Source organism: Trueperella sp., assembly GCF_043424875.1.
Lineage (GTDB): Bacteria > Actinomycetota > Actinomycetes > Actinomycetales > Actinomycetaceae > Trueperella.
In genome coordinates this window covers 1-26806 of record NZ_JBHWPL010000031.1, presented here as the reverse complement: position 1 = coordinate 26806, position 26806 = coordinate 1, and the positions used below count along the sequence as shown (strand labels likewise).

26 protein-coding genes and 1 tRNA gene are annotated in these 26806 nt (G+C 62.6%); 14 read left to right on the top strand and 13 right to left on the bottom strand.

Going from position 1 to position 26806, the window contains the following annotated elements; all coding sequences use genetic code 11:
• Positions 1-54 precede the first annotated feature (54 nt).
• The 3 genes from nrdE to nrdH all read right to left on the bottom strand — a co-directional run bounded on the left by nrdE (position 55) and on the right by nrdH (position 2957).
• Positions 55-2202: a class 1b ribonucleoside-diphosphate reductase subunit alpha gene (nrdE, locus tag ACHFFR_RS02940; RefSeq protein WP_394262780.1), complete on the bottom strand. Its 2148-nt coding sequence runs from the start codon at positions 2200-2202 to the stop codon at positions 55-57.
• Complete coding sequence (gene nrdI / locus ACHFFR_RS02935) at positions 2187-2588, bottom strand: class Ib ribonucleoside-diphosphate reductase assembly flavoprotein NrdI (protein WP_394262779.1); 402 nt, start codon at positions 2586-2588, stop codon at positions 2187-2189. The genes nrdE and nrdI overlap by 16 nt, the downstream gene beginning before the upstream one ends.
• A 117-nt stretch (positions 2589-2705) precedes the next feature.
• Positions 2706-2957 (bottom strand): glutaredoxin-like protein NrdH, encoded by a 252-nt coding sequence (nrdH, locus tag ACHFFR_RS02930; RefSeq protein ID WP_394262778.1) that lies wholly within the window; start codon positions 2955-2957, stop codon positions 2706-2708.
• Positions 2958-3594: 637 nt separating this feature from the next.
• Here nrdH and ACHFFR_RS02925 point away from each other — a divergent pair.
• From ACHFFR_RS02925 to mtnN, 3 genes are all read left to right on the top strand, one after another.
• On the top strand, positions 3595-4044 hold the full coding sequence (locus tag ACHFFR_RS02925; RefSeq protein WP_394262777.1) for a Fur family transcriptional regulator: 450 nt from the start codon (positions 3595-3597) through the stop codon (positions 4042-4044).
• Between the two features lie 92 nt (positions 4045-4136).
• On the top strand, positions 4137-4586 hold the full coding sequence (locus ACHFFR_RS02920; protein ID WP_394262781.1) for an S-ribosylhomocysteine lyase: 450 nt from the start codon (positions 4137-4139) through the stop codon (positions 4584-4586).
• Positions 4583-5938, top strand: a complete 1356-nt coding sequence (mtnN, locus tag ACHFFR_RS02915; protein WP_394262776.1) for a 5'-methylthioadenosine/S-adenosylhomocysteine nucleosidase — start codon at positions 4583-4585, stop codon at positions 5936-5938. The genes ACHFFR_RS02920 and mtnN overlap by 4 nt, the downstream gene beginning before the upstream one ends.
• Before the next feature lie 84 nt (positions 5939-6022).
• On the opposite strand, the gene ACHFFR_RS02910 is transcribed toward mtnN, so the two are convergent.
• Complete coding sequence (locus ACHFFR_RS02910; protein WP_394262775.1) at positions 6023-8131, bottom strand: S9 family peptidase; 2109 nt, start codon at positions 8129-8131, stop codon at positions 6023-6025.
• 69 nt (positions 8132-8200) lie between these two features.
• Here ACHFFR_RS02910 and ACHFFR_RS02905 point away from each other — a divergent pair, with 69 nt between their 5' ends.
• Entirely contained in the window at positions 8201-8983 is a 783-nt protein-coding gene (locus ACHFFR_RS02905; RefSeq protein WP_394262774.1) for a DsbA family protein, read from the top strand.
• On the opposite strand, the gene ACHFFR_RS02900 is transcribed toward ACHFFR_RS02905, so the two are convergent.
• Entirely contained in the window at positions 8980-9444 is a 465-nt protein-coding gene (locus tag ACHFFR_RS02900; protein ID WP_394262773.1) for a ribonuclease H, read from the bottom strand. The genes ACHFFR_RS02905 and ACHFFR_RS02900 overlap by 4 nt on opposite strands.
• 130 nt (positions 9445-9574) lie before the next feature.
• Here ACHFFR_RS02900 and ACHFFR_RS02895 point away from each other — a divergent pair, with 130 nt between their 5' ends.
• A complete protein-coding gene (locus ACHFFR_RS02895) occupies positions 9575-10480 on the top strand; it encodes a macro domain-containing protein (protein ID WP_394262772.1) in 906 nt (301 codons plus the stop codon).
• Here ACHFFR_RS02895 and ACHFFR_RS02890 read toward each other — a convergent pair.
• Positions 10477-12390 carry a heavy metal translocating P-type ATPase gene (locus ACHFFR_RS02890; RefSeq protein WP_394262771.1) on the bottom strand — a complete coding sequence of 638 codons (1914 nt, stop codon included), beginning with the start codon at positions 12388-12390 and terminating at the stop codon, positions 10477-10479. The two genes, ACHFFR_RS02895 and ACHFFR_RS02890, sit on opposite strands and share 4 nt — an antisense overlap.
• 6 nt (positions 12391-12396) lie before the next feature.
• The gene (locus ACHFFR_RS02885) at positions 12397-12615 is read right to left on the bottom strand and encodes a heavy-metal-associated domain-containing protein (protein ID WP_394262770.1); all 219 of its coding nucleotides are present in this window, start codon (positions 12613-12615) and stop codon (positions 12397-12399) included.
• 152 nt (positions 12616-12767) lie between these two features.
• On the opposite strand from ACHFFR_RS02885, the gene ACHFFR_RS02880 reads away from it, so the two are divergent.
• The gene (locus tag ACHFFR_RS02880; RefSeq protein ID WP_394262769.1) at positions 12768-13436 is read left to right on the top strand and encodes a Crp/Fnr family transcriptional regulator; all 669 of its coding nucleotides are present in this window, start codon (positions 12768-12770) and stop codon (positions 13434-13436) included.
• 77 nt (positions 13437-13513) lie between these two features.
• Here ACHFFR_RS02880 and ACHFFR_RS02875 read toward each other — a convergent pair whose 3' ends face one another.
• Together ACHFFR_RS02875 and ACHFFR_RS02870 are read right to left on the bottom strand one after the other, a co-directional pair.
• Complete coding sequence (locus ACHFFR_RS02875) at positions 13514-14215, bottom strand: hypothetical protein (RefSeq protein ID WP_394262768.1); 702 nt, start codon at positions 14213-14215, stop codon at positions 13514-13516.
• 712 nt (positions 14216-14927) lie between these two features.
• A tRNA-Leu gene (locus ACHFFR_RS02870) sits at positions 14928-15015 on the bottom strand.
• 205 nt (positions 15016-15220) lie between these two features.
• On the opposite strand from ACHFFR_RS02870, the gene ACHFFR_RS02865 reads away from it, so the two are divergent.
• The 6 genes from ACHFFR_RS02865 (at position 15221) to pknB (ending at position 22759) form a co-directional block, all read left to right on the top strand.
• A complete protein-coding gene (locus ACHFFR_RS02865) occupies positions 15221-15919 on the top strand; it encodes an FhaA domain-containing protein (RefSeq protein WP_394262767.1) in 699 nt (232 codons plus the stop codon).
• A complete protein-coding gene (locus ACHFFR_RS02860; protein WP_394262766.1) occupies positions 15916-16398 on the top strand; it encodes an FHA domain-containing protein in 483 nt (160 codons plus the stop codon). Before ACHFFR_RS02865 ends, ACHFFR_RS02860 begins: the two co-directional genes overlap by 4 nt.
• Positions 16395-17801: a PP2C family protein-serine/threonine phosphatase gene (locus tag ACHFFR_RS02855; protein ID WP_394262765.1), complete on the top strand. Its 1407-nt coding sequence runs from the start codon at positions 16395-16397 to the stop codon at positions 17799-17801. Before ACHFFR_RS02860 ends, ACHFFR_RS02855 begins: the two co-directional genes overlap by 4 nt.
• Positions 17798-19297 (top strand): FtsW/RodA/SpoVE family cell cycle protein, encoded by a 1500-nt coding sequence (locus tag ACHFFR_RS02850; protein ID WP_394262764.1) that lies wholly within the window; start codon positions 17798-17800, stop codon positions 19295-19297. The genes ACHFFR_RS02855 and ACHFFR_RS02850 overlap by 4 nt, the downstream gene beginning before the upstream one ends.
• Entirely contained in the window at positions 19294-20736 is a 1443-nt protein-coding gene (locus ACHFFR_RS02845) for a peptidoglycan D,D-transpeptidase FtsI family protein (RefSeq protein ID WP_394262763.1), read from the top strand. Before ACHFFR_RS02850 ends, ACHFFR_RS02845 begins: the two co-directional genes overlap by 4 nt.
• A 124-nt stretch (positions 20737-20860) precedes the next feature.
• Positions 20861-22759 carry a Stk1 family PASTA domain-containing Ser/Thr kinase gene (gene pknB / locus ACHFFR_RS02840; RefSeq protein ID WP_394262762.1) on the top strand — a complete coding sequence of 633 codons (1899 nt, stop codon included), beginning with the start codon at positions 20861-20863 and terminating at the stop codon, positions 22757-22759.
• Between the two features lie 58 nt (positions 22760-22817).
• On the opposite strand, the gene ACHFFR_RS02835 is transcribed toward pknB, so the two are convergent.
• Together ACHFFR_RS02835 and ACHFFR_RS02830 are read right to left on the bottom strand one after the other, a co-directional pair.
• Positions 22818-22973, bottom strand: coding sequence for a hypothetical protein (locus ACHFFR_RS02835; protein WP_394262761.1), 156 nt, complete (start codon positions 22971-22973; stop codon positions 22818-22820).
• Positions 22973-23779 (bottom strand): class E sortase, encoded by an 807-nt coding sequence (locus ACHFFR_RS02830; protein WP_394262760.1) that lies wholly within the window; start codon positions 23777-23779, stop codon positions 22973-22975. Before ACHFFR_RS02830 ends, ACHFFR_RS02835 begins: the two co-directional genes overlap by 1 nt.
• A gap of 170 nt (positions 23780-23949) precedes the next feature.
• Here ACHFFR_RS02830 and ACHFFR_RS02825 point away from each other — a divergent pair, with 170 nt between their 5' ends.
• A complete protein-coding gene (locus ACHFFR_RS02825) occupies positions 23950-24228 on the top strand; it encodes a cell division protein CrgA (RefSeq protein ID WP_394262759.1) in 279 nt (92 codons plus the stop codon).
• A gap of 411 nt (positions 24229-24639) precedes the next feature.
• Here ACHFFR_RS02825 and ACHFFR_RS02820 read toward each other — a convergent pair whose 3' ends face one another.
• Both ACHFFR_RS02820 and ACHFFR_RS02815 read right to left on the bottom strand, forming a co-directional pair.
• A complete protein-coding gene (locus ACHFFR_RS02820; protein ID WP_394262758.1) occupies positions 24640-25356 on the bottom strand; it encodes a rhomboid family intramembrane serine protease in 717 nt (238 codons plus the stop codon).
• 14 nt (positions 25357-25370) lie between these two features.
• Positions 25371-25892: a peptidylprolyl isomerase gene (locus tag ACHFFR_RS02815; protein ID WP_394262757.1), complete on the bottom strand. Its 522-nt coding sequence runs from the start codon at positions 25890-25892 to the stop codon at positions 25371-25373.
• Between the two features lie 214 nt (positions 25893-26106).
• On the opposite strand from ACHFFR_RS02815, the gene ACHFFR_RS02810 reads away from it, so the two are divergent.
• A partial coding sequence (locus ACHFFR_RS02810) for a hypothetical protein (protein ID WP_394262756.1) occupies positions 26107-26806 on the top strand: 700 nt, incomplete at its 3' end.

Here is a 26806-nt window from a genome sequence, read left to right as displayed (position 1 = left end):
CATGCACGAGGGCCGGAGCTCCCCCGAGCTCCGGCCCTCGCCACAGTGCGTGCTTTACAGCATGCAGGACACGCAGCCTTCGACCTCCGTGCCCTCAAGGGCAGCCTGCCGAATGCGCATGTAGTAGAGCGTCTTGATGCCCTTGCGCCATGCGTAGATGTAGTTACGGTTGACGTCGCGAGTCGTCACCGTATCCGGGTAGAACAGCGTCAGGGACAGCCCCTGATCGACGTGCTGGGTAGCAGCAGCGTAGGTGTCGATGATCTTCTCCGGCCCAATCTCGTAGGCGTCCTCGAAGTACTCGAGGTTGTCGTTCGTCATGTAGGCAGCCGGGTAGTACACGCGCCCGAGCTTGCCTTCCTTACGAATCTCGATCTTGGAGACGATCGGGTGGATCGACGACGTCGAGTTGTTGATGTACGAAATCGAGCCCGTGGGCGGAACCGCCTGCAGATTCTGGTTGTACAGCCCGTGCTCTTGAACCTCGGCTTTTAGCTCGCGCCAATCATCCTGAGTCGGAACGTGAACACCCTCGAAGAGTTCCTTCACGCGGTCATGCTCGGGCGCCCACTCCTTCTCGATGTACTTGTCGAAGTAGGTACCGTTCGCGTAGTCCGAGTTCTCGAAGTTGTAGAACGACTCTCCGCGCTCCTTCGCGAGCTCATTCGAGGCCTTAATCGCGTAGTAGGTGACGGTGTAGAAGTAGATGTTCGTGAAGTCGAGCGCCTCTGGCGATCCGTAATGGATGCGCTCGCGGCCGAGGTAGCCGTGCAGGTTCATCGCACCAAGGCCGATCGCATGCGAGAGCTCGTTGCCTCGCTTGATCGAGGGCACCGACTCAATCGACGTCTGATCAGACACGGAGGTCAGCGCGCGGATCGCGGTGCGGATCGTCTGTCCGAAGTCCGGCGAATCCATCGCCTTCGCAATGTTGAGCGAGCCGAGGTTACACGAGATGTCGCGGCCAACGTGGTCGTAGGACAGATCGGGGTGGAACGTCGACGGCGTCGAGACCTGCAGGATCTCCGAGCACAGGTTTGACATCGTGATGCGACCCTCGATCGGGTTGGCCTTGTTCACGGTGTCCTCGAACACGATGTACGGGTAGCCGGACTCGAACTGGATCTCGGCGATGGTCTGGAAGAACTGACGCGCGTTGATCTTCGTCTTCTTGATGCGCTTGTCGTCCACCATCTCCTCGTACTTTTCCGTCACGGAAATCTCGGAGAACGGCACGCCGTACACGCGCTCCACGTCATACGGCGAGAACAGGTACATGTCCGCGTTCTCGCGGGCGAGGCGGAAGGTGACGTCTGGGATGACGACGCCGAGCGAGAGCGTCTTAATGCGAATCTTCTCGTCTGCATTCTCTCGCTTCGTGTCGAGGAAGCGGATGATGTCCGGGTGATGTGCGTGCAGGTACACCGCGCCGGCACCCTGACGAGCGCCAAGCTGATTCGCGTAGGAGAACGAGTCCTCGAGAAGCTTCATGACGGGGTTGACGCCCGAGGACTGGTTCTCGATGCGCTTGATCGGCGCGCCCTGCTCACGCAGATTCGTGAGGTTCAGTGCCACGCCACCGCCGCGCTTGGACAGCTGGAGGGAGGAGTTGATCGCACGTGCGATGGACTCCATGTTGTCTTCCACGCGCAGCAGGAAGCAGGAGACGAGCTCGCCACGAGCCGTCTTGCCGGCGTTGAGGAAGGTCGGGGTCGCCGGCTGGAAACGACCCGTGATGATCTCCTCCATGAGCTCCATCGCCATGTCCTCATCGCCCTGGGCGAGGAACAGCGAGACCATGCACACGCGGTCCTCGAAGCGCTCGAGGTAACGCGTGCCGTCGAAGGTCTTCAGCGTGTAGGAGGTGTAGTACTTGAACGCACCGAGGAAGGTGGGGAAACGGAATTTGTGGGCGTATGCCGCCTTGTACAGCTTCTTGATGAAGTCGAAGGAGTACTGGTCGAGCACTTCTGGCTCGTAGTAGCCCTCTTCGACGAGGTAGTCCAGCTTTTCCTTCAGGTCGTGGAAGTAGACCGTGTTCTTGTTGACGTGCTGAAGGAAGTATTGGCGGGCAGCCTTCTTATCGGCGTCGAACTGAATGTTGCCATCGGCGTCATACAGATTCAGCTGCGCATTGAGCGCGTGGTAATCGAGCTCGGGCGCCAGCATCTCTTCGCCCGTGTCCGTCAAAGTTGCTTCCAAAATTCTTCCAATCCCTCACGAACAACCTGCACGTCTCTATCCGTGCCAAGCAGTTCGAACTTGTACATGTGTGGAACTTTTGTTTTCGCGGAGATGATGTCCCCCGCGAGGCAGTACGCCTCACCAAAATTGGTGTTGCCTGCCGAGATCACTCCCCTGATATGCGAGCGATTGTGCTCGTCATTCAGGAATTTGATGACCTGCTTTGGCACCGCTCCGCGAGCAACGCCTCCCCCGTATGTGGGAGTGATCAGGACATAGTCCTGATCAACATTCAAAAACTCATCCGTGGGGCGAAGTGGGATGCGCTGCGCTGTGTATCCCAGCTTGTCCACGAACCTATGTGTGTTATTCGTAGCTGACGAGAAATAGACGATGTGAACCATCGACATCACTTCCTAGACAACTCTTGTGATTCCTGCTCCCGATCCCCTCGTGCTCGCCAGCCACCTCAGCAGGTGCCGAGCGGTAAGTGATAGGGCGGCACGCGCCGCCCCAACCACCTATGCAGAGACGTTTGCGTTCACCTGCGCGGGGACGAGGGCCTTGATCTTGTCCGGGCGGTATCCGGCCCAGTGGTCGCCGTCGGCGAAGATCACCGGTGCCTGCTGGTAGCCCAGGGACTTGATGGTCGCAAGCGCGTCAGCATCCTCGACGAGGTCCACCTCAGTGAACTCCAGACCGTACTTATTCAGCGCGCGCGTCGTAGCGGTGCACTGAACGCAGGAAGGCTTGGTGTAGACGGTAATTGCCATCGCGTGGCTCCTTCTGTGCTCAAAATGAGGCTGTTCTTGACCTCGAGTGGATACGGGAATCAACACTACACCTAGGGGAACAATTTACAATGACCACTAGATGATGTGTTTTCGGCGTGTCGAAACGAAGCCCGCGACAACTCGCGGAAAGACCTATGTGGACATGTTCCATTCTTCAGCCACGAGACAAACCTCAAAGAAAAGTTAGCCACGCGTGTGTCCACGGCCTTGCCGCGAAGACGACGACGGAAACGCGTCAGCGCGCCGTGAGGTCATCCTCGCCCCGGCCTCCGACAAATAAATCTCTCCACAAAACCACAGCCTGTGGACAAATTTTCTCCACCTGTCCACAAATGTCGACAAGTTTATCCACGACCGTGGACAAATACGCGGAAAACCGCCACATCTACGGGTCTGAGCGACGACGACGATCGGCGTGTCGAACTCGCGCCTCGGCGTGTTGCTCTCAGGCGTGTCGCGTCCGCGCCCACCCCTGCGCCAGTAAGGCCCCTCCCCGGGCGAGACCCCCGCCCATGGTCCTAAGAACAACCTTTTGGCGGTCTCATGCCGTTTCTTGGACGACGGCTTCTAGCGAAGACCCTTGATTTCCTGAATTATTCTGGAGAAAATGGTCGGCATGGAGACACCGTTCGAAGACCAACTACGTGACGTTGGGTTGCGCGTTACTCGCCCGCGCATCTCAGTCTTGGAAGAGCTCGAGGAGAACCCCCACTCGAGTGCCGACCAAGTGCGCCAGGGCGTGACGCAGCGGTTGGGCTCGGTCTCAACGCAAGCGATCTACGACGTCCTGCATGTTCTCACCGAAAAGCGCCTGCTGCGCGAAGTCGAGCCCCACGGTTCCGTGCCGCTGTACGAGCTCGCCCGCCACGATAACCACCACCACTTGGTCTGCCGCTCGTGCAAGACGATCGTGAACATCCCATGCGTGATCGGATCCGCGCCGTGTCTCACGCCGAGCAATGACCACGGGTTCGCCCTCGATGAGGCCGAAGTAACCTTCTGGGGATACTGCCCGAAGTGCAGCGAGGGCGAGGACTCCACCACGCAGCGTCAAGCGGCGAGCTAGCCGCACCTCCTACACTTGCATCATTACTGACAGAACTGAGCGTGCTCGGAGCGCCCGGGCCGGCCGTCGTGAAGGGAATACCCGTGAAAAAGATGAACGTTGAGTCTTTCAACCTTGACCATACGAAGGTGGCTGCCCCCTTCATTAGGGTGGCGGACGTGAAAGACCTCGGCGGCGTCACGCTCACGAAGTATGACATCCGTTTCTGCCAGCCGAACGTCGACCACCTTGAGATGCCCACCATGCACTCGATCGAGCACTCGTTTGCCGAGTATTCGCGCAACCACGCGGACGACGTCGTCGACTTCTCCCCCATGGGATGCCAAACCGGCTTCTACCTCATGCGCTCGAACGAACCCGATCTCGAGGACACGATGGAACTCGTGGAGACCTCCTTCCACGACATCCTCGCCGCCGATTCCGTGCCCGCCGCGAACGAGGTTCAGTGCGGCTGGGGCGCGAGCCACTCGCTGGACGGCGCGAAAGAGGCCGTTTCGGCCATGCTCGACAAGCGCGATCAGTGGGACGAGATCTACGCATGAGCGCCATTAACGCCATCATCGTTGCGGCGATGGATGAGGAAATGGAGCCCTTCGGCGAGCTCTTTTCCGATTTCGCGTTCACCCCGTGCGACGTCCCCACGGGCAAGGCGCAGACCGCGCGCAAGGGCCGTTCGTCGATCCTGTTCGTCACCACTGGCGTGGGCATGGTGGCCGCGTCGTCCCTGCTCAGCTGGGTGATGTGCAAATTTGAGCCGCGCATGATTATCTCCGTCGGCTCGGCCGGCGGGATCGATCCTTCGCTCTCTATCGGCGACATCGTGATCGGCACGAACTACGTCCACGGCACCGCCGACGCCACCGCGTTCGGCTACGTGCGCGGCCAGGTCCCGGGCCAGCCCGCGAACTTCCCCCTCCATCAGGCGCTCGAGCACCCGATTCACGAAATTGTGGAAACCTCCGAGCGCCCGATCCACCTCGGCACGGTCGTCTCCTCCGATTCGTTCGTGACGGAGGATAACGTAGCGGATCTGCGCGAGGCGTTCCCGGGCCTTCTCTCAGCGGACATGGAATCGCAGGCGCTCGCCCAGGTTGCTCACAGTTTCGGCACACCCTTCGTGTCGGTGCGCTCGATTTCCGACGTCGTCGGTGCCGAGGCGTCCGCCAAGCAGGCTGACACGTTCAACGAGAAGCTCGACGACGCCGCCGCGGCCGCCGCCCGCACCACCCTCGAGTTGCTCCTGCGGGCCAACGCTCTCGACGTCGAACGCTCAGGTCACGGCCCTGCCCAGCACTTTTCGAAGGTCTCGCTTCAGGCCGCGCTCTACCTCATGCTCGCCCGGACGCACCGGCTGGAGCCGAGCTCACAGGACATACCGCGGGAGGTTCGCCTTGAGGTCGGGGGCTATCTCGAGGGCCTGACCCCCGAGGAGAAATTGCATACGCTCGGTCTCGTGGTCGCCGGCCATGAGCTGTCTAAGTCCAACCCGTCCTCAACCTTGACGGCGAAGGACTACGACACCCATCGCATGGCGTTCATCGAGTCCTATCCGGAGGATGTGCGCGCGGGCTTCCTCTGGCCGCCGACCTCGCAGACCGTCATCAAGCGCTTCAACGGCTACTGGAACGACGCGCTGACCTCCCTCGGACTCACGCCCCGCCGCGGGCGCAGCCGCGGCGGCCTGAAGTTCACACCCGACGACTACCTGTTCGCAATCCGGTCCTACATCGTCGATTCGCGGCACTCGCGCCGCCAGCCGTCGTTCAACCACTACTCGACCTGGCTGGCCGAGTCCGGAAACGCCGGCAAGCTACCCTCGGGCGCGGCCATCCGCCAGCGCTTTGGCTCCTGGCGCGAGGCGCTCAACGCCGCCGCCGTCACGGCTGACGACTAACCGACGACGAGGTCCGACGACGCCGTCCGCTCGGCGCTCGGCATATAGGCGCGGTAGCGCCAGCCCGGCAACTACCAGCCCGCGCTAGGCCACCTCGAGTTGGCGCAGGATGAAGGCCAGCTCGCGAGCGCGCCTCTCCCACATCTGGTAGCGGCCCGAGCCGCCGAAGTGCCCGGCCACCTTTTCGGTGCGCTGGACGATCAGCCCGGAATCCTCGGCCACGGTCTCGCGGAGTTTTTGCACCCACTTCGTCGGTTCCACGTAGGACACGCGGATGTCGTTCATCGACGTCGTCGCCAAAATGGCCGGATAGCGCGCCTCGGAGATGTTCTCGTAGGGCGAGTACTCGGCCATGTACTGGTACACCTCCGCCGACTCTATCGGATTGCCCCACTCTTCCCATTCACCCACGGTCAGCGGGAGTTCGGGCTTGAGGATCGTGGTGAGCGCGTCCACGAACGGCACACGCGCGTGAATCACCCGGTACAGCTCGGGGGCAAGATTCGCTACGGCGCCCATGAGCAGGCCACCCGCGGATCCACCCTCGGCGGCGAGGCGCCCCTCGCCCACCAGACCGGATGCCAGCACGTGCTTGCTCGCATCCACGAAATCGGTGAACGTGTTCTTCTTATTGAGCAGGCGCCCGTCCTCGTACCACTCACGGCCCATCTCGCCACCGCCGCGCACGTGCGCAACGATGAACACGACCCCGCGATCGATGAGCGGCAGCCGCAGCGCCGTGAAGTACGGATCGCTGGAGATCTCGTATGAGCCGTACCCGTATATGAAGCCCGGGTTCCCGCCCGTGCGGTCGAGGTCCGCCCGGTGCGCGATGGTGAGCGGAATCTTCGTGCCGTCCTCGGCCTGCGCCCACTCGCGGTACTCGACGTACCCGTCGGGGTCGTAGCCCGGCACGTCGAGCGTCTTGAGCGTGGTCAGCTCCTTGTCCTTGACATCCCACGCGAACCACGTGCGCGGCTGAATGAGCGACTCGGCCACGACCACCAGCTCGCGCGCGTCCCACTCCCTGTTCTCGCCGGTCTCCACCGTCATCGTCTCGGGGATCGGCAGGTCCTTCGGCGCGGACCACCCCGCGCTCTTCCGCTTGAGAATCCGCACGCGCTGGCCGCCGCCCGCCCGCAGCTGAAGCGCGGCGAAGTCCTTGAACGCTTCCACGTCTAGGATGCGTTCGCCCTGGTCAGGCACGACGACGGTCTGCCAGTCCTCCGGGTCGCTCGGCGTGAGCGGGGCGCTGGAAAGTTCGAACCCGGCGTGGTTGGCGTTGTGGACGATGAGCAGTTCCTCGCCCGCAGGCTCGACCGTGTAGAAAACTCCGTGCTCGCGCTGGCGAACCTCAAAACGTTCGTTCACGTTCGTCGTCGAGATCAAATGCACCTCGGTGGTGTCTGTGGACGCGGCCGTCACCACGAGCCAGGCGCCATCCCGGGACTCGTCGATCGAGACGTTGAAGAGCTCGTCGCCCTCCTCGAAGATGAGCACGTCCTCGTCCGGGTGCGTGCCCAGCTTGTGCAGCCACACCTCGTTCTGGCGCCACGAGTCGTCGGTGCGCGTGTAGAAGACACCACTGGAATCGGCGAGCCAGCCGAGCCCGTAGCCGATGCCCTCCACGGCGTCGTCGACGACCAAATCCCCGTCGATGTCGTGGATCCGTAGCTTGTACTGCTCGTCGCCGCGCGTGTCGATCGCGAGCGCGAAGTACGTACCGTTGGGCGAGACGGCGGACGATCCGGTGGCGAAGTAGTCCTCGGCGCTGCCGAGCAGATTCCCGTCGAACACGCGGGTCTCGCCGTATCCGCCGGGGGTCGGGCGGTGAACGCCCTGGTTCTTTTCGACCTGCTTGTCCTTGCCGTTGAGCGGCGTGCGGAACAGACCCGGGTACGGGCGGCCCTCCCACGTGCGGGTCCAGTACCAGTGCTCGCCCTCGCGCACGGGCACCGACACGTCGGTTTCCTTCGTGCGGGCGGCGATCTCGGAGACGATCTGTTGCTGGAGGTCGTGCTGGTCGGCCGTGTGCTGATCGAACCACGCGTTCTCGGCGTCGATATGTTCCATGACCGCCGGATTGTCCAGATCGCGCAGCCACTCGTAATTGTCAACGAAGGTCTGGCCGTGGAAGGTACGTTCGACGGGCACGTGCTGGGCGCGCGGCGCGCCGGCATTGAGAGAAGTCATGGCCCCATTGTAGGGGTGAACCTCACGAACCCGAATATCCGTCGTGGCCCCTGAAGCAACAAAAGTCGGATGACGATCGGTAGGCTAGTCGCCATGACACATGAGATTGTTGTTCACGTCTGGTCTGACATCGCGTGCCCGTGGTGCTGGATCGGCAAGCAGCGCCTCGAGCAGGGCATTAAGGACTCCGGCAAGCAGGTGGCCGTCGAGTACCACTCCTACCAGCTCTACCCGGAGGCATCCTCATCCGCGCCGGGCACCTACATCGAATCGCTCGCCACCATGAAGCGCAGCGAGGAGGGCGCCATCCGCGAGATGGTCAACAACGCCTCTGAGGTTGGCGCCACCGAGGGCTTGACCATGAACTGGGAGAAGGCCCAGCACGTCAACACCTTCCAGGCGCACCAGTTCGTCTACGCCGCAAAGGCCCACGGCAACACTCCCGAAGAGGCCGCGGAGCTGGGCGCGAAGGCGTTCGAACGCCTGTACCTAGCCCATTTCACCGACGGCGTGAACGTCGCCGATACCGACACGCTCCTTGAGATCGCCGAGGAGATGGGGCTGGATGTCGAGCAGGTGGAAAGCGAGCTCGAGTCCGGCGAACACGCCAATGCGGTCCGCGGCGATATCCGCGACGCTCGCAGCCTGGGCATCCAGGGCGTGCCGTTCTTCGTCGTCGGCGGAAAGTTCGGAATCTCAGGCGCTCAGCCGCCCGACGTCTTCGCGGACACGATCGCCCGCGCCGTCGAGGAGATTAAGTACGAAGACGCGCAGGAAGTCCCGGTCGAGGCGCCCGAGATGGGCGACCACCCGGATGCGGGCATGGATATGCCCGAGGAGCCGCGCGCTTAGGAGAACTTCGCGGTCTGTTCGACGGCGAGCGTGTCGGCGAGCTCATTTGCCGCGTCGCCGCTGTGCCCGCGCACCCATTCAACATCGGTGCGGCCCGTGCGAGACTCGTAAAGATTAAGCATGCGCTCAATGAGTTCGCGGTTGAGCACCGGCTTGCCGTCGGACTTCTTCCAGCCGCGACGGCGCCATCCCGGCGCCCACTCCGTCATCGACTTGATCACGTAGCTGGAATCCGAGCGCAGCAGCAGGTCGGCGTCCGGTCCCGCGAATTCGAGCGCGGAGATCATGGCGGTCAGTTCCATGATGTTGTTCGTCGTCGACGCCGATCCGCCGGACTCCGTTCGCCCGCTCAGCTGTTCCACCCACGCCCAGCCGCCCGGGCCGGGGTTGCCGGAGCAGGAGCCATCGGTTGCGATCACAAGGTCATAGCCGGGTTTGGGCTGTCCAATTGGGTTCGTCATGCGCACCACAATACGGCACGTCGCAGGCGCTCATCCATCTTCGGCGTCGTCGTAGCATCTACGTATCGACTGTTACTGCGGGGCGGGAACTCGGGTAACCTTGGAGGTAGCGACTTCAGGAAGGTTTGTGATGCTGTCACTGTCTGAATATAAGGACGCCATCAAACTCTCGGAACCGTTCCCGGCCCCTGCCGATGACACGCGTTCCAAGTACGACTTGCTTATGACCGCCCTTGGCGGCCTGCCGAACAAGCACTACACGGGAACGACGTCGATCGCGCACCTTTCGACCGACGACGGCCTGAAGCGCTGGCTCCAGGCAGAGTTGGCGCTCCGCGACCCGGCTCCGCTGAACCCCGTGGTTTCGCGTGCGATCAACACACTGCTGTATCGCGAGGTGGGCGAGCATGGCCGCGTGGAGGCCGCGAACCTCCGCCGCGTGCATGACCTGCTCCCGCAAAACGACTTCGGCCAGGCCTCGGACACCGTGCTCTACCGCGGTGATATGCGCCAGCTGGTGATCGATGCGGTGGTCAACACGGCGCTGCCGTCACTGACCGGCTGCCGGATTCCGCTTCACGGCTGCCTTGATTCTGTGCTTCACGCCCAGGCCGGCCCGTGGATGCGCAACGATTGCGCCACCATCATGGAGATGCAGGGTCTGGATGAGGAGCCTCGCGGAATCGCGAAGATCACTCGCGGCTACCGCCTGCCGGCCAAGTACGTTATCCACACCGTGGGCCCGGACGTCAAGGACGGCAAGATCGAGGATCACGATCGCGAGATCCTCTACAACTGCTACTGGAACTCGCTCGAGCTCGCCGGCAAGGTGCAGGACCTGCGCTCGATCGCGTTCCCCGCAATTGCGACGGGCTACAACGCTTTCCCGATCCGCCAGGCGGCGGAGATCGCCCTCGACGCCGTGAGCGACTGGATGGACGCCCACGGCCAGAACCTGGATCTCATCGTGTTCTCGGTTCACGCCGAGGAAGACGCGCTCGTGTACGCCGACGTGCTCAACACCTGGATCGACTAGCGCTCGGCGCCTACGGCATCCCTCGCGGGTGCCGCCACGGCAATTCGCTGGCGGTGCGCGCTCGCGATGGCCGACGCGTCCTTGCTCGTAAAACCGATGAGGCGCGCCGCGTTCAGGATAACGAGCAGCACGGATGCCTGATGCACAAGCATGCCTGAACCCATGCCGACCACCCGAAGCAGAACGCCCAGAATGAGGATCGCGACCGTGGCGAGGGCGATCACGGTGTTTTGATGCATGTTCGCCATCGTCTTCCTCGCAATGGCGTGCGAGTGAACGAGCTGGTCGAAGCGATTGCCCACGAGGATCACGTCCGCGGTCTCCATCGAGACATCTGTTCCCGCGCCCATCGCGATGCCAAGATTGGCGGTTGCGATGGCGGGGGCGTCGTTGACGCCGTCTCCGATCATGGCCACCTTTCGCCCGGCGTCCACGAGCTCCTTGACCTGCGCCACCTTGCCTTCGGGCATGAGCTGCGCCTCAACGTCGTCGATCCCCACCTCGGCCGCAACGGCGCGAGCCGTGTGCTCGTTGTCCCCGGTCAACATGACGAACCTGGCGACACCGTTGCGCCGCAGCGCACTGATCGCGTCTGCCGCCTCGGGCCTGATCGAATCCGCTATCGCAATCATCCCTTGCAGGCGCCCATCGACGACGACGAACGAGACCGTATTGCCGCGCCTTTCCATGTCGATGGCGCGGCTGGCGGCGTCGGCCGGCATCTCAGGCACGGCTCGGTGAGATCCGACGACGACGGCGCGCCCCTCCACGATCCCTTCGATACCGATGCCCTTTCGGACGTTGACGTCGGTGGCTGCGGAATCCACATTCGTTCGCTCAGCCGCGAACGCAGCGATCGTGCGGCCAAGCGGATGCTCCGACGCCTTTTCAAGGATTCCCGCCAGCCGCACGACGTCGTCAACCGAGATGTCCCCGTACGCGGTGACGCTCGTAACCTCGGGCGCTCCGCGGGTGATTGTTCCCGTCTTGTCCAACACGAGGGTGTCGATCTTTGCGAGGGTCTCGAGGGCATCGCCACCCTTGATGAGAGCTCCGTGGCGCGAGGCATTGCCAAGTCCCGCGACGAGTGAGACCGGCGTGGAGATGACGAGTGCGCCCGGGCAGGCGATGACGAGGATCGTCAACGCAAATTCGACATCGCTGGTGATCAGGCCCGCGATGATCGCAGCCACGATGATCCCCGGCGTGTAGATCGAGGCGAAGCGATCGAGGAACTTCTGCGTGGGCGCTTTGGAGTCCTGCGCCTCCTCCACAAGTTCGATGATCTTGTTAAACGTGGTGTCCTCACCCACCCGATCGGCCACCATTTCGAGATACCCGGCGTCGACGACGGTGCCGGACCAGACCTGCGCTCCGACCTCCTTGGTGACCGGCAGCGGTTCGCCCGTGACCGTTGCTTCGTTGACCGATCCGCTGCCGGAGACGATCGTTCCGTCCACGGGCACCTGACTTCCCGTTCGGAGGATGACGCGATCGCCGATCACGACGTCGTCGACCTCGACTGTCATCGTCTCTTCGCCGCGCACGATCTCTGCCTCCTTTGGGGCGCTATCGATGAGCGTGCGTAGCGAACGGCGGGTCTTTTCCAAGGTTCTGGCCTCGAGGTAGGCACCGAAGATGAAGAGGAACGCGACGATGGCGGCCTCTTCGTACTCGCCGATAATGAGCGCGCCGATGACGGCGATGGACACGAGCAGGTCGATGCTGAACGCCTTGACCTGCAGCGCGCGCACCGCAGACAGGACCGTGGGCACCCCGGCCAGAATGGCCGCTACGACGAAAAACGCCGATTCTAGGCCCGGCGCGCCCAGAGTCTTGGCCGCGAACGCGAGCACAATGAGGATGCCGGTGGCGATCGAGATCCAGAACTTTGATCGTAGCGATGTCATGATGGCCTACTTCTGTACCTTTCGGATCGGGTAGCCGAGCTTGCCGATCGTGGAGGAAATGGCATCTTCGGACACCACGACGTCGTCCCAATCAACCTTGACCTTGCCGGCGTTGAACATGACCGTCACGTCATTGACGCCATCCATCGACCCCACCGTCTTTTCAATCTTCTTCACGCATGATGGGCAGCTAAATCCTTCGGTAACGAACTTTGCCTGTGCCATTGTGTTCTCCTTTTCTGGCAGTGCTTGGCTTGACATAGATTATTTAAGTGCCGGGCTGTAAAATATTCCTTGACGCAGATCAAGTCCGGCGATCAGGAGAACCGATGCGCGAGCTCCCGCTATTTCCGACGCACACCACGTGTGTTTCACGCGTGCCCATCTTTCAGGGGCTCACGGCTGGTGAGCAGGAACGGGTGGCAGGCCTCGCCCGTCCACAACGCGTGGCCAAGGGTGAGTATGCGTTCATGGGAGGCGAGCGCCTGTCCCAGCTCATGGTCGTTCATCGGGGCCGGCTCAAAGTGACGCGGACGTTGCCCAGCGGGGTTGAGCGGGTAGTTCGGGTCCTTGACCCAGGAGACTTCCTCGGTGAGTACGCTTTCCTCACCGGTGAGCGCCTGCACAACAGCGCGATCGCCCTCGAGGATTCGGCGCTCTGCGTGTTTTCACATGCGGACCTCGCGGAGCTATTGACGCAGCATCCGTCGATCAGCGCGCGCTTCATGGCCGCACTCAGCCACCGCCTTGCGTCTGCGGAGCGGCAGCTGGCGGTGGTGGGCGCCTCCGTACCCGAGCGCCTTGCGGACTACCTGCTGTCTTTACCAACGACGACGGACGCCGCCGGCGCAACCCGTGGCAACGGCGTCGTCGTTCAACTTCCACTGCCAAAGAAGGACATCGCGGCGCTTCTACAGACCTCGCCCGAATCACTCTCGCGCCACCTGCGAGCCTTCGAGGAGGGCGGCGTGATCGGCGTGGATCGCGCCGTGGTGCATCTCCTCGACGTTGACGCGCTCATCGAAATTGCCGGCGACCTGTCCTGACACGCCGAGCGGCGAACCACCGGGCAACAAAATGCGGGCCGGTCTTGCGACCGGCCCGCGATGTTCGTCAGCGTCAGTTACGCGTGATCTACTCGATCCTCGCGGACGACGACCTCGTCCTTGCGGCCCTTGTAAAGGAAGCCGAAGGCGGTCAGTGCGAGACCGATGACGATAGCGCCGATACCCGCCCAGGTGGCGATGGTACCGATCATGCCCCAGCCGTAGGCGTTAAGGAGCATGCCGCGAAGGGTGTTGCCATCGAGGAGGGTGGAGTAACGAAGGTCGTTGAGCGATGCGACTTCCTCAGCGAGCGCGTACTCGGTCATCGGATCGTTGATCTCAGCCTGGACGAGCTTGGCAACGGTTGCCTCGTCAACATCCGGGTTGTCAGCAGCGACCTCTTCGGTCAGCTCGGCGGTCTTCTCGGAGGTGATGCCACCGACGGTTGCGAATGTGGTGCCTTCCGGCAGACCTGCACCGGCGACGCCGGCCTTCATGTGTGCGTAGATGTAGTGGTTAGCGAAGATCTCGGCCTGCTTACCGGTGGTCACGGCCTCACCTGCGACCGGGCGGAGCGCGTCAGCGTCCTCTTGCTGGATGCGGCCGCTCTCGAGCTGAGCATCGATCGCTTCCTCGGTGGGCAGCACGACTGCCTGATCCTCGAGCTGGGACTTGATGAAACCGCCGGTGAAGTTTCCGGCAAAGATGGCGACTGCGCCGCCGAGGATCAAAACGATGCCCACGATCTTGGCGAGCGTCTTGTAAACCTGTGATGCCATGTGTGGCCTCCTTTCGTGTGACCCACCAGCACCTGATCGGGTCACATTTTTTTGCAACACAGGTTCAAACGCTCCTGTGTGTGATGACGTTGGCGGTTCATGAGAACCGCGAACTTTGTTCTTCCGGATAAACATAGAAAAATTACGGCCTCAATATCTATAGGAAACGACCGAAAATTGCCGCTATGAATAATTCCAAGTGGAAACGGTAGCGAAATCTCCCACTGTTTGGGACTAATGACCCAAGACTTTGTGCCCCCACACCGCGTGTTTCGGGTACCCGAAATTCTATTGAGCGCGCTCGCGGGTGCGCGGAGCATGAACGAGCAGGCGGAAAGGGATCGCAAAACCCTGCCACACTGGAGAAATATCCGGTTTTGGCGAGGCGGTCAGAGTCTGAGCAATCAGGGGACGAAACGAAAAGTACCGCAAACCATCTAGTCTGGATCGAGTCAATATTGGCGCAAATTCGCCACATTTATCGGGTACAAGGTCACGCATGGAGGCTGGAAATGGCTGTGAATAATCGCGCCTGAGTGATGATGCCGACCTCTTCGCAACTGGTGCAAGTTCCAGTCAAACGGGCCAGGAAGTTCCTGCCCCGTTTAGCAAGAACCTGCCCGATCTGCGGCAAGAGAGCCCCGCCAACAGCCAGAAAAGCAAAACTCCCGGACATCGCCGGGAGTCAGTTGGTGAGCGCCACGCTCACCTTTGGTGCTCGAGGGGGGAGTTGAACCCCCACGCCCTTATCGGGCACATGGACCTGAACCATGCGCGTCTGCCTATTCCGCCACTCGAGCGAGCGTAAAACAGCCTACACCGCCGATTGGCGCCGATCCAAGTTCGGGCGCGGATGTCACGATTCTCACGCGCAGCCCCGCCGCGCCCCATATTGCGCGCCGCGTTATGGATTAGTCCACAGACTTACCTAGAGTTCCATGCGAAACGAGTACCCTAGTGCCATGAGGTCTGCTCGGAGTCGGGCACTGGAATATAAGGAGAACGATGAGCGCATTCGACAAGATTGAGCGGGGCGTCGAGAGCGCCTTCGAGAATGTCTTTTCACGCGCCTTCAAGTCTGATCTGAAGCCAGTCGAACTCGCATCTGGCATTAAGAAGGCCATGGACGATCGCGCGGCAGCCGTTAACCGCGAGCGCGTGGTGGTTCCCAACGAGTTCGAGGTCATCTTGGCCGAGTCGGACTTTGACAAGATTGAGGACTGGGGCGAGGACGCGATGCGCGGGGAGCTCATCGACGTCGCCACCCAACACGCCGCCGACCAGCACTACACGTTCCTCGGCCCGATCAAGGTCGCGTTCCAATTCGATTCGGAGCTCTCGCGCGGCAAACTCATCGTCCGCGGCCGCTCGAAGCGCGGCGCGGTCGCCCCGGCAACAACTCGCGACGCCACCCCTGAAAACCCGATCATTGACGTCGACGGCGAGCGCTACCTGCTCACGGGCACGGTGACGGTGATCGGCCGCGGCTCATCCGCTGACATTACTGTCGACGACGCCGGTGTGTCCCGCCAGCACCTTGAACTTCGCGTCACGCCCGGCGGCGTGATCGCAACTGACATGAACACGACGAACGGCACGTTCGTCGAGGGCCACCGCATCACGGCCGCCACACTCTTGGACGGGAACACGATCACGATCGGCCGAACTCGCATCATGTTCTGGACGAGCCCGGAGATGCTATGAGCGCTTTCGTCATCGCCCTCCTGCGCTTCGGATTCCTTGCGCTGCTGTGGATATTCGTCTTCTTCGTGCTGCTCACGATTAAGAACGACGTCTTCGGCACGCGAGTTTCCAGCCGCGGCAGAAGACCAGCGACGACGCGCCAGCGCCCGGCTCGCCGGCCTGACCGCTCAGCCACACCATCGCGCACCGCCGCCGCGCACCTCGTGGTCAGCGGCGGCTCGCTCACGGGCACGACGATTCCGCTATCTAACGGATCGGTGACGGTCGGCCGTTCGCCAGACTCCGCCCTCGTGCTCGACGACGGCTACACCTCCGCCCGCCACGCCCGCTTCTTCAACAATGCCGGCGACTGGTTCGTCGAGGACCTGAACTCCACGAACGGCACCTGGGTGGGCAATGAGCGGATCTACCAGCCCACCCGCCTCGCCTTCGGCGAGCCCATCACGATCGGCCAAACCACGCTGGAGCTTCGCCGGTGACGATCTCCCTGAACTACACCGCCATGTCCGACGTTGGATTGATCCGTCGGTCGAATCAGGATGCCGGCTACGCCTCGGCCAACCTGCTCGTCCTCGCTGACGGCATGGGTGGCGCGGCCGGCGGTGATATCGCCTCGTCCGTCGTCGTCGCTCACCTTGCCGAGATCGATGACGTCCACCAGGCAGAAGACCTCCTCCCACTCCTGACCGAAACCCTCGAAGAGGCACACGCCGACCTCATCGCGCGCTCGCAGGAAAAGACCGAGCTCTCGGGGCTTGGCACCACGTGCATCGCGATTTTGCGGGCGTCGAACAAGCTCGGAATGGTGCACGTGGGCGATTCGCGCGCCTACCTGCTGCGCAAGGGCACGCTCACGCAGATCACCCGCGATCACACCCTCGTCCAATACCTCCTCGACAGCGGCGAGATCACGAAGGAAGAGGCGGAAAACCATCCCAAGCGCAACGTCATCATGCGCAATATCGGCGATGCGCCCGAGCCCCTCGAAGTGGACGAATCCGCGCGCGAGGCCGTGCCCGGCGACCGCTGGCTCCTCGCCTCGGACGGCCTGTTTGGCGTCGTCTCGGACGAACGCATCGAAAAGACGCTCAACGACTACGAGGATCTAGACGAGTGCGCTCACAAGCTCGTAGACCTCGCGCTGGCAGGCGGAGCGCCGGACAACGTGACGGTGGTCCTCGCCGACGTCGTCAAGGACGATCCCCAGCCGAGCCTCAAGCCGATCATCGTGGGATCGGCAGCCATTGACGCGCGCAAGCCAAGCCGCGCGGGCACATCCGCGGCGGGCAAGCTAGCGGCGCTTCGGCGTCGTGATTCGGCAGATAACGACGACGATCTAGACGACGACCAAGCAGACAAGCCGAGCAACTGGGCGCGCGTGGCGGCGGTGTTTGCGCTGGTCGCGCTCCTCGTGGGCGGCGCGACGGGCGCCTACGCGTGGAGCCAGACGCAGTACTACGTGGCCCCCGCCGATGGGAACGTGGCGATCTACAAGGGCGTGCCCACGGCGCTTGGCCCGCTCAAGTTCTCGTCCATGTACGAACGCTCGGATGTGGAAATCTCCGCGCTCAGTAACGTCGCGCAGGACCGGCTCGAAGAGCCCATCACGCGCGGTTCGCTCGACGAGGCGCGCAAGGTTGTTGACGACCTCGCGGCGCAAGAACGCCCGGAGCCAACGCCCACCGACGAGCCGAGCGAGGAGCCCACGGCTTCCGTCTTCCCCTCGACCGGCCCGAGCCCGTCCGGCACTCCGTCCGACGACGCGAGCGACGACGCCACGGATCGGCCCTCGCGCGGCACCCGGGTCGATGACCTTCAAGGCACCCCGATCCCCGAGCCATCAACGCCCACCGCGCCGCGAGATTCTAGGGACCGCTCATGAGCGTGGTTACCCAGCAAGCGGTTCGCAACGGTCGCGTGCGTGAACTTGCTCTGCTCATCCTCGCGGTGGGAACCTGCTTGCTTGGCTGGATCCTCGTCTACCACGGCGTGAGCGTGGGCGAGGTTCCCGCGCTCCCAGAAAACTTCACGCAGGTGGCCGGAATCGCGAGCGCCCTCGTGCTCGCCGGCCACGTCACGATTCGCCTGGCCGCGCCGTGGGCGGACCCGATCTTCTACCCATCGGCCGTGCTCCTCACGGGCCTTGGCCTGGTGATGATTCACCGCATTGATTACACGCTCGTCGCCCGCGGCGGATCCGAGGAAGTCAGCGGCCAGCTCATGCTCGCGGGCGTGGGCCTCGTGCTCATGCTCATCACGATTCTTGCCCTGCGCGACCATCGAAAGCTCCGGCGGATCACCTACATCTCGCTCATCGCGGGCACGGTGCTGCTCTTGCTGCCGATGGTGCCCGGCCTCGGCCGCGAGATCTACGGCGCCCGGATCTGGATCAACGTGGCCGGATTCTCCTATCAACCTGCCGAGCTCGCCAAAATCTTCTTCGCGATCTTCTTCGCCGGCTACCTCGTGAGCCAACGCGACAACCTCGCGCTCGCCGGCAAGAAAGTGCTCGGCATTCAGCTCCCGCGCGGCCGCCACTTCGGCCCGATCCTTGTGGGCTGGGCGGCGTCGATGGCCGTGCTCGCGCTCGAACGCGACTTCGGCACCGCCATCCTCTTCTTCGGCCTCTTCGTGGCGATCCTCTACGTGGCCACCGAACGCGTCTCGTGGCTCATCATCGGCGGCCTGCTCACGGCCGTCGGCGTCTTCTTCATCGTGCAGGTCATGCCCCACATTCAGGCCCGGTTCGCCATCTGGCTCGACCCCCTCAGCACCGAGCTCTACAACGCCCAGCACGGCTCGTACCAGATCGTCCAAGGCTGGTTCGGCATGGCCTCGGGCGGCCTGCTCGGCACCGGCCTCGGCAACGGGTACCCGGCCAACGCCTCGCAGGCGAACTCAGACATGATCATCGCCTCCTTCGGCGAGGAGATCGGACTGATCGGCTTGATCGCGATGCTCGCCGTCTACCTCGTCTTCACCACGCGCGCCCTCAAAACCGCGATCGACCTGCGCGACGGCTTCGGCAAACTCCTCGCCTCGGGCCTCGGCTTCACGATCGGCCTCCAGTGCTTCATCGTGGCCGGCGGCGTCACGGGCGTGATCCCCATGACCGGCCTCGCGATGCCGTTCATCGCGCTCGGCGGCTCGGCGCTGCTGACGAACTGGATTATCGTCGGGCTGCTGTTGCGCATGTCCGACGCCGCCCGCCGGCCCTACAGTCCCGCCTCGGCGCCGCTTCCCACGGCCGATATCGACGACGACGATTCCCCGGCCGACCTTGACGAGGACTCGCGCGGTGACGACGTCAACGACGCGGGCGACGACACCGCCGAGACGACCGAGCAGGATCGCTATCCGACGGAGGTGGTCCGGTGAATCCGCCCCTTCGCAAGCTCGTTGCCGTTGCCATCGTCATGTTCGTGACGCTCATGGCCGCTGCGACCTCGATCCAGTTCTTCCGCGCAGACTCGTTGAACACGGACGCCCGCAACGCCCGTACCTTATATAAGGAGTACGGCGTGGATCGCGGGCCCATCATCGTGGCCGGCACGCCGATCACGGACTCGGTGGCTGTGGCTTCGCCCTATAACTACCAGCGAACCTACCTCGAGCCCGCCCTCTACGCGCATGCCACCGGCTACTTCTCGGTCACGCACAACTCCATGACCGGCATCGAGCGCGCCGAAAACTCCATCCTTGGCGGCAGCGATACCTCGCTCGCCCCGCAGCGCATCGAGGAACTGTTCACCGGCGAGGATCCCGAAGGCGGCGCAGTTCAGCTCACCATCGACCCCGCCGTGCAGCAGGCCGCGTGGGACGCTCTGGGTGATCGCCGCGGCGCCGTCGTCGCTATCGAACCCTCCACCGGGCGCATCCTCGCCATGGTCTCAAAGCCCTCGTACGATCCGAACCTCATCGCCTCCCACGACTCCCAGACGGCGAACGAGGCCTACCAGACGTACAACACTGACGACGCAAAGCCGCTGCTCAACCGCGCAATCGGCGATGACCTGTACGCCCCCGGCTCCGTTTTCAAGATCATCACCGCTGCGGCGATGATCGAAAACGGCGACCTCACGGCCGACTCCCTCGTCGAGGCGCCCCACACCTTCTCGCCCTCTGGCACAACGCACGAAATCTACAACCCGCTCCAGCGCGAATGCGGCGATGGCTCCGGGAACGTGCCGCTTCGAACCGCCTTCGTCGAATCGTGCAACACGGCATTCGCGATCGGCGGCATCGACGTGGGAGCCGAGGAGATGGTAGCCATGGCCGAGGCGTTCGGGTTCCATCAGGAGCTGTCCATCCCGCTGACCGTGCGCCCGTCCAGCTTCCCCGAGCCCCAGGATCAGGCCGAGCTCGCCATGGCATCGTTCGGCCAGCGCGACGTCGTCGCCTCGCCGCTCGAGATGGCGATGGTCGCGTCCGCGGTAGCCAACGACGGCGTCATCATGACGCCCTACCTCGTGGATCAAACCCTGACCGCCGACCTCGGCGTCATCTCCACCACCTCGCCGTCGACCTTCAGCGAGCCAATCACCGAGCAAACGGCGGCCGAGCTCGAAACGATGATGATCGACGTCGTCAATCACGGAACCGGTGCCTACGCCGCCTCCAGCTACGTGCAGGTGGCCGGCAAGACCGGCTCGGCCCAGGTTGCCGACGGCGTGTCACCCCACGCCTGGTTCGCGGGCTTCGATGCGGGCGAGAACCCGCGGGTCGCCGTCGGCGTCTTTGTGGAAAACGGTGGCGACGGCGGTCAGGTCGCTGGCCCCATCGCCCGCTCAGTCATCGAGGCGGTGGTCACCCAGTGAGGTATCCGTCCACTCAACTCGGGAAATGTAATCGTATTGTGACTTTGCTAGTTGGGATTAATCCCAATGATTCAGGCAGTATGTTGGAAGGTGTGGAATGCACACCGAGGAAGGATATGGCGGCATGGCTGAAATACCACGCATCCTAGGCGACCGTTACGAGGTCGGTGATCTCATTGGTCGCGGAGGAATGGCGCAGGTGCATCTGGGCTACGACACCCGCCTGTCCCGGGCTGTGGCCATCAAGGTTCTTCGCACCGACCACGCCACCGACCCCACGTTCATCGCTCGCTTCCGCCGCGAGGCACAGTCCGCCGCGGCCCTGAACCATCCCTCGATCGTTGCCGTGTATGACACGGGCGAGGAATCGGTGAAGACGAGCTCGGGGCGCGACATGTCGCTGCCCTACATCGTCATGGAGTACGTCAAGGGGCGTACGGTCTCTCAGCTGCTGTCCAACGGCGATGCGCTGCCGATTGACGAGGCCGTGCAGATCGTCGTCGGCGTGCTGTCCGCCCTCGAGTATTCGCACCGCGAAGGCATCGTTCACCGCGATATCAAGCCGGGCAACATCATGCTCACTCCCGATGGCAAGGTCAAGGTCATGGACTTTGGCATTGCCCGCGCGATCGCCGACTCCTCGGCCACGATGACGCAGACGAATTCCGTGGTGGGCACGGCGCAGTATCTCTCGCCCGAGCAGGCCCGCGGCGAAGTGGTGGATGCGCGCTCGGATCTGTATTCGACCGGCTGCCTGCTCTTTGAGCTGTTGACCGGCCAGCCTCCGTTCCGCGGCGATTCTGCCGTGGCCGTGGCCTACCAGCACGTTTCGCAGACGCCGCCGAAGCCGACGTCGATCGCGCCGGACGTTCCCGATCAGCTCGACCGCGTGGTGATGAAGTCCCTGGCCAAGCGCCGGGAGGATCGCTACCAAAGCGCCGCCGACATGCGCGCCGATCTCCTTGCTGCCTCGCGCGGCGAGGGCGTGTCCGCGCCGGCCGTTGGCACATGGCAGACCCAGGTGGTCGCCGCCCCGACCCAGATCGCTCCCGCGCCGACCGCGCAGAGCCCGGCCCCCGTGGCGACGACGACCACCCAGACGAACGCCGAACCCATTCAGGCCGATCGCGGCCGCAACCGCGCGTTCATCATTACCGGCATCATTTTGCTCCTGCTCGCCGCGCTCGGCATCGGCTGGGCGTTCATGAACGCGAATCAGGACCCTGGCGACGACGAGACGACGGTCGTCCAGACCACTGTCCCCGACCTCGAGGGCATGAATGAGGCGGAGGTTCGGGCAACGCTCGACCAATACAACCTCGTGCTCAACATCGGCAATCCGGTGGAGGACGACACGATTCCCGAAGGCATCTACGTCTCGTCCAACCCGCAGATTGGCGCCACCGTAAACGAGGGCGAGTCCGTGACCGTTCACTTCTCATCGGGCGTTGGCACCGTGGAGGTGCCGGACGTGGCCAACGGTAGCTACACCCAAGATCAGGCCAAGGAGGCGCTCGAAGCTCTCGGGCTTGAGGTGGGGCGCGTCGATACCGCTGACGTGCCGGGCAGAGCGGCTGACATCGTCACCGAAACGTCCCCGATTGCCGGCTCCGAAGTCGAGCGCGGTTCCTCGGTGAACCTCGTGGTGGCATCGGGCGAGGTCGTCCTTGAGGATGTGCGCGGGCTGACCCAGGCCGAGGCCGAGCGGATTTTGCGCGAGGAGCTGCAGATCCCCATCATTTCGGTCATCGAATCTGAGACTGCTGACTCCGCGCCCGGAACCGTCATTGCGCAGAGCCCGGTGGCAGGAAAAGTTCCCTACGATCAGCGAGTCGAGATCGTCGTCGCGCGCGAACCCGCTCCTGAGCCCCCGCCGGAGCCGACCCCCGAGCCAGAGCCAACCGAAGAACCCGAGCCGGATCCAGAACCCACTGAGGAACCGACCGAGGAGACGAACGGTCAGGCCGATGGCCGCCCGAACGAGAACGCGCACCCGAATTCGGCGCGGCGCGGCGGGGACTAGTACGGCACAGATCTCGTACCGCACGGCGCTAGCGCGTCACTACTCGCGCGTCGGCGGCTTAGCCGATCGTGTTATCGACGATGTTCGTGTTCTCCATAATCCAAGGGAAAGCGAACTCAAAGAGCAGGTAGACCGCTAGAAGAATAAGTGCGAGGGCCTCGATTGCCTTCAGCCACGTCGGCCCGGGCAGGGCCCGCCAGATGGCTCCGTACATTAGTTACCACCTTCCAGAGCGTCGGCAGTTTCCGGATCCACGAGGGCCTCGGGCAGGCCGTCCTCGCGCTTGGTCCAGTAATCAAATTCCGCGTGCACGACCCACCGCTCATTCGACACAAACGGCGGGTGACACGTGGTGATCGTCAGCAGGCGCCGCGTGGGCTCGGTCAGCTCACCACGCCCCTGCGACTGTTCGTAGGCCTGGAACGGATCGGGCGCGATCGTCCACACCTCCGTCGGCAAAACAATCTGGTCCGAGACGATCGAATACACCAGATACACATCCGACGTCTCGACGACGATCGCGTCGCCCTCCTCCAAGTCCGGCACGTCGATCATTGGAGCGCCGTACGTTTGCCGGTGGGCCGCCGTCGCGAAATTACCCACCTCGCCAGGAAGCGCCGTGTCCTCGTAGCGGCCAAACGCGCCGGTATTGAGGATTTCGGTCATGTTCGTGCCGTTGCGGATCGTGTAGCCGTAGTCGTAGCCGAACGCGGGAATGCGCATGATTCCAAGGGTGTCGCCATATGCGGGCTCCCCGGACCACTCCGGGGGCGGGCCTTCTTGGCGCGGCGCGATGCCGGAGTCCTCCACAGTCACGACGCCGTACTCTTGCTGAAGCTGCTCGATCTCGTTTGCTTGGGCTCGGTTTGCTTCGATGTCCGTCCACCAGATCTGCCACACGATGAACAGGGCAATGACGATTCCGGCGGTGATGAGGAGCTCGCCAAGGACTCCGATAATACGGTTAAACAGCGAGGGCTTCGTCCTCGCGGTTGTTGCGGTGTGTTCCGCAGGTGTCATGGCATCGTCCTCTCCACTTGCGCACAAGCATAACCGATACCGCTGCCGAGCCCGCAGTTTGATCAATGATGTGGAAACCTCGAAGATAACGGCGCCACATGGCCGGCGGGTTTCCCGTTTCTAGGCGTGTCCATATAAGATTTGGACGTACCCACGAACAAAGGAACGCGATGGCAGAGTCCAAGAAGCGCAAGAAGGTCGAACAGCGCCGTATTGCACGTCAGCAGGCAGACGAACGCCGCAAGAAGGTTGATCCGCCCAAGGGCTCGCCGAAGTGGTGGGTTCCCGTCATGGTTGGCTTGGCCGTCCTCGGACTCATCATCATCGTGATCGCGTACATTACCGGTGGCCGCTACCCTATTCCGGGTCTCGACAACGGCAACATCAACCTCTTTGTTGGCATCGGCCTCATGCTCGTCGGATTCCTCATGACAATGGGATGGAAGTAGACGAAAAGCTTTGAGAAGGCCCTCCCGCGAGGAGGGCTTTTTCATGCCTGGACCTAAATAACAACGATGTAATTATCCACAGAACTACCCACAGATGTGGAGGATTCGCACCCCGCGCAGCCGAGTAGTTTATCCATGGCTCGCGCTGTGAATTACATTGATGTAATTATCCACAGGATTACTCACAGCTGGGGATAGCCGGAGGTCAGACCTGAATCCGGGGCGGTCCTCAAGTAAGCAGTCGGGGGTTCTCAGGCACACGGTCGGGCATAGGATTTTTCAGGCAGTCAGCGCATTTCTCAGGCACGTGATCACGCATAAGAAAAGCCCGCCTACCAGCGGGGTGAAAATCGCAGTCTTGAGGATTCCAGCTTGAGGATTCCCTCGTCAGGCCTCCCCTAGCCGACCATCCTAAATGAGCAGAAGGCCGACCATCGCGGCGAACAAAAGCAAGGCCACGCCAATATCCGCGGTGAGGCGAGCGTGTTCGCGCTTCCCTTGGAATCGGCTGCCGATGCCAATCCAGAGCCACGTGAGAAGAATGCCGACGACGAGGCCGCCCAGGTGCGACTCCCACGAGATCCCCTGCACCACAAATCCGAGCACCAGGTTGATGCCAAGAATCGCGAGGATTCCAGACATGTTCGCCTTCACGCGCTTGTAAAGAATCGCGAGCGCCCCAAAGAGTCCGAAGATGGCGCCCGATGCGCCGACCGCGCCGATATTCCACTCGCCCGTGAGGTTTGAGAGCAGCATGATCGCAACGTTGCCGCCGAACGCGGCGAGGACGTACAGCAGGATGAAACGCACCGCGCCAAAGGCGGGCTCAAGCACCCGGCCCAGAATCCACAGCGCATACATGTTGAACGCGAGGTGCCAGAAGCCGCTGTGCAAAACAGCCGAGGTAAAGAACCGGTACGGCTGTTCCGAGGCCAGCGGCGGGTAGAACATGAGCTCCACCGTCACCTGAGGCTGGATGCGCCCCGCCACAGCCATGAGGATGCAGATAGCAATGATGGCCGTCGAGATCGGCGGCCAGTTAGACAAGCGACGCCGAACGGGAGCGGATTCAGGGACACTTTGCCCTTCCTGGGCAGGGTACTGATCCATCCGTTCGGCGTCGCTCATTGAAAGGTGCCGACTTATTCGGTCACGGTGACCGAGGAAATAACGACGTCCTCGAGAGGGCGGTCCATCGGGTTAGTTTCGGTCTGTGCAATCTTGTCTACAACCTCCTGCGAGGGCACGTCCGTGACCTTGCCGAAGATCGTGTGCTTGCCCTGAAGCCAGGTGGTCGGGGCAACCGTGATGAAGAACTGCGAACCGTTCGTGCCGCGGCCACCCTGCTTGCCGGCGTTAGCCATGGCGAGCATGTAGGGCTCGGTGAAGTTGAGCTCGGCCGCGATCTCGTCGTCGAACCGGTATCCCGGGCCGCCGGTGCCGGTGCCCAGCGGATCGCCGCCCTGAATCATGAAGCCAGGGATGACCCGGTGGAAAATGACGTCCTTGTAAAGCGGATCGTTTGACTCGACGCCCGTCTGCGGGTTCGTCCATGCCTTCTCGCCGGTCGCAAGACCGGTGAAGTTCGCGACTGTCTCGGGAGCGTGCTCCGGGTACAGCTCGACCTTAATGTCACCAAAATTTGTATGTAGTGTTGCTTCCATATGCCCAATCTTGGCACACCGCACCCCGACTCACGCAGTTACTCCACGGATTGTCCGCCTAATCCCCGCTAACGGCGAAATTTACTCTCTCGAAGAAATTTGGGCGGTAAATCAGGGCTAATAGTGGTTAGTGCCCTGCAAAACAAACGTTCACGTGGAAAGATTAGGAGATGTAACTGGCGGTACTGATCCGTCTCACATGTGGAGGTAATAAATGTCTTTTCTATTCAAAAAGAAGAGCAAGAAAGACAAGGTCGTTGACAAGGTAGAGCCTGTTGTCGACAAGGCCGCCGACAAAGCGTCCGATACGGCGACGACGGTTCGTAACGTCGTGCTAGGTGCTTTGGGTGCCGCCTTTGCGGCCACGAAGCCGAAGGTGGACAAGGCTGCGGAGAAGACGTCTGCTCTTGCTCAGGACGCATACGGCAAAGCGAACGTCGTCGCACACGATGCCTACGAGAAGGCTCGCCCTGTCATGCACGATGCGTACGGCAAGGCTCGCCCTGTCATGCAGGATGCGTACGGCAAGGCCACCGTCGCGGCACATGACGCCTACGAGAAGGCTCGCCCGTATCTCGAGGACGCCACGAAGAACGCCGAGGTTGCCGTTGAGAACCTTCGCGATGACTACATCCCGCGCGCACGCCGTGCAGCGAACGCCGCACTCGACGAGGCGCGCTCCGGTTCGGGAGATCTACAGACCCGCGCAAAGGACGTCGTCAAGGCGTCGCGCAAGGAACTGGAGAAGCCTGAAAAGAAGAAGGGCCGCGGCCGTAAGCTCCTCGGCTTCCTCGTTGTTGCTGGTGCTGGCGCCGCCGCCGCGTACTACGCGTGGGCACGCTCGAAGCCGGTCACCGATCCGTGGGCAGAGGCCTACTGGGAGGACGTCTCGGTTCCGCAGGACCAGGCCGACG

Coding starts and splice junctions, on each gene's coding strand:
- nrdI (WP_394262779.1), bottom strand. CDS start 2,588: ATGGTTCACATCGTCTATTTCTCGTCAGCTACGAATAACACACATAGG.
- nrdH (WP_394262778.1), bottom strand. CDS start 2,957: ATGGCAATTACCGTCTACACCAAGCCTTCCTGCGTTCAGTGCACCGCT.
- ACHFFR_RS02925 (WP_394262777.1), top strand. CDS start 3,595: ATGGAGACACCGTTCGAAGACCAACTACGTGACGTTGGGTTGCGCGTT.
- ACHFFR_RS02920 (WP_394262781.1), top strand. CDS start 4,137: ATGAACGTTGAGTCTTTCAACCTTGACCATACGAAGGTGGCTGCCCCC.
- mtnN (WP_394262776.1), top strand. CDS start 4,583: ATGAGCGCCATTAACGCCATCATCGTTGCGGCGATGGATGAGGAAATG.
- ACHFFR_RS02910 (WP_394262775.1), bottom strand. CDS start 8,131: ATGACTTCTCTCAATGCCGGCGCGCCGCGCGCCCAGCACGTGCCCGTC.
- ACHFFR_RS02905 (WP_394262774.1), top strand. CDS start 8,201: ATGACGATCGGTAGGCTAGTCGCCATGACACATGAGATTGTTGTTCAC.
- ACHFFR_RS02900 (WP_394262773.1), bottom strand. CDS start 9,444: ATGACGAACCCAATTGGACAGCCCAAACCCGGCTATGACCTTGTGATC.
- ACHFFR_RS02895 (WP_394262772.1), top strand. CDS start 9,575: ATGCTGTCACTGTCTGAATATAAGGACGCCATCAAACTCTCGGAACCG.
- ACHFFR_RS02890 (WP_394262771.1), bottom strand. CDS start 12,390: ATGACATCGCTACGATCAAAGTTCTGGATCTCGATCGCCACCGGCATC.
- ACHFFR_RS02885 (WP_394262770.1), bottom strand. CDS start 12,615: ATGGCACAGGCAAAGTTCGTTACCGAAGGATTTAGCTGCCCATCATGC.
- ACHFFR_RS02875 (WP_394262768.1), bottom strand. CDS start 14,215: ATGGCATCACAGGTTTACAAGACGCTCGCCAAGATCGTGGGCATCGTT.
- ACHFFR_RS02865 (WP_394262767.1), top strand. CDS start 15,221: ATGAGCGCATTCGACAAGATTGAGCGGGGCGTCGAGAGCGCCTTCGAG.
- ACHFFR_RS02860 (WP_394262766.1), top strand. CDS start 15,916: ATGAGCGCTTTCGTCATCGCCCTCCTGCGCTTCGGATTCCTTGCGCTG.
- ACHFFR_RS02850 (WP_394262764.1), top strand. CDS start 17,798: ATGAGCGTGGTTACCCAGCAAGCGGTTCGCAACGGTCGCGTGCGTGAA.
- pknB (WP_394262762.1), top strand. CDS start 20,861: ATGGCTGAAATACCACGCATCCTAGGCGACCGTTACGAGGTCGGTGAT.
- ACHFFR_RS02835 (WP_394262761.1), bottom strand. CDS start 22,973: ATGTACGGAGCCATCTGGCGGGCCCTGCCCGGGCCGACGTGGCTGAAG.
- ACHFFR_RS02830 (WP_394262760.1), bottom strand. CDS start 23,779: ATGACACCTGCGGAACACACCGCAACAACCGCGAGGACGAAGCCCTCG.
- ACHFFR_RS02825 (WP_394262759.1), top strand. CDS start 23,950: ATGGCAGAGTCCAAGAAGCGCAAGAAGGTCGAACAGCGCCGTATTGCA.
- ACHFFR_RS02820 (WP_394262758.1), bottom strand. CDS start 25,356: ATGAGCGACGCCGAACGGATGGATCAGTACCCTGCCCAGGAAGGGCAA.
- ACHFFR_RS02815 (WP_394262757.1), bottom strand. CDS start 25,892: ATGGAAGCAACACTACATACAAATTTTGGTGACATTAAGGTCGAGCTG.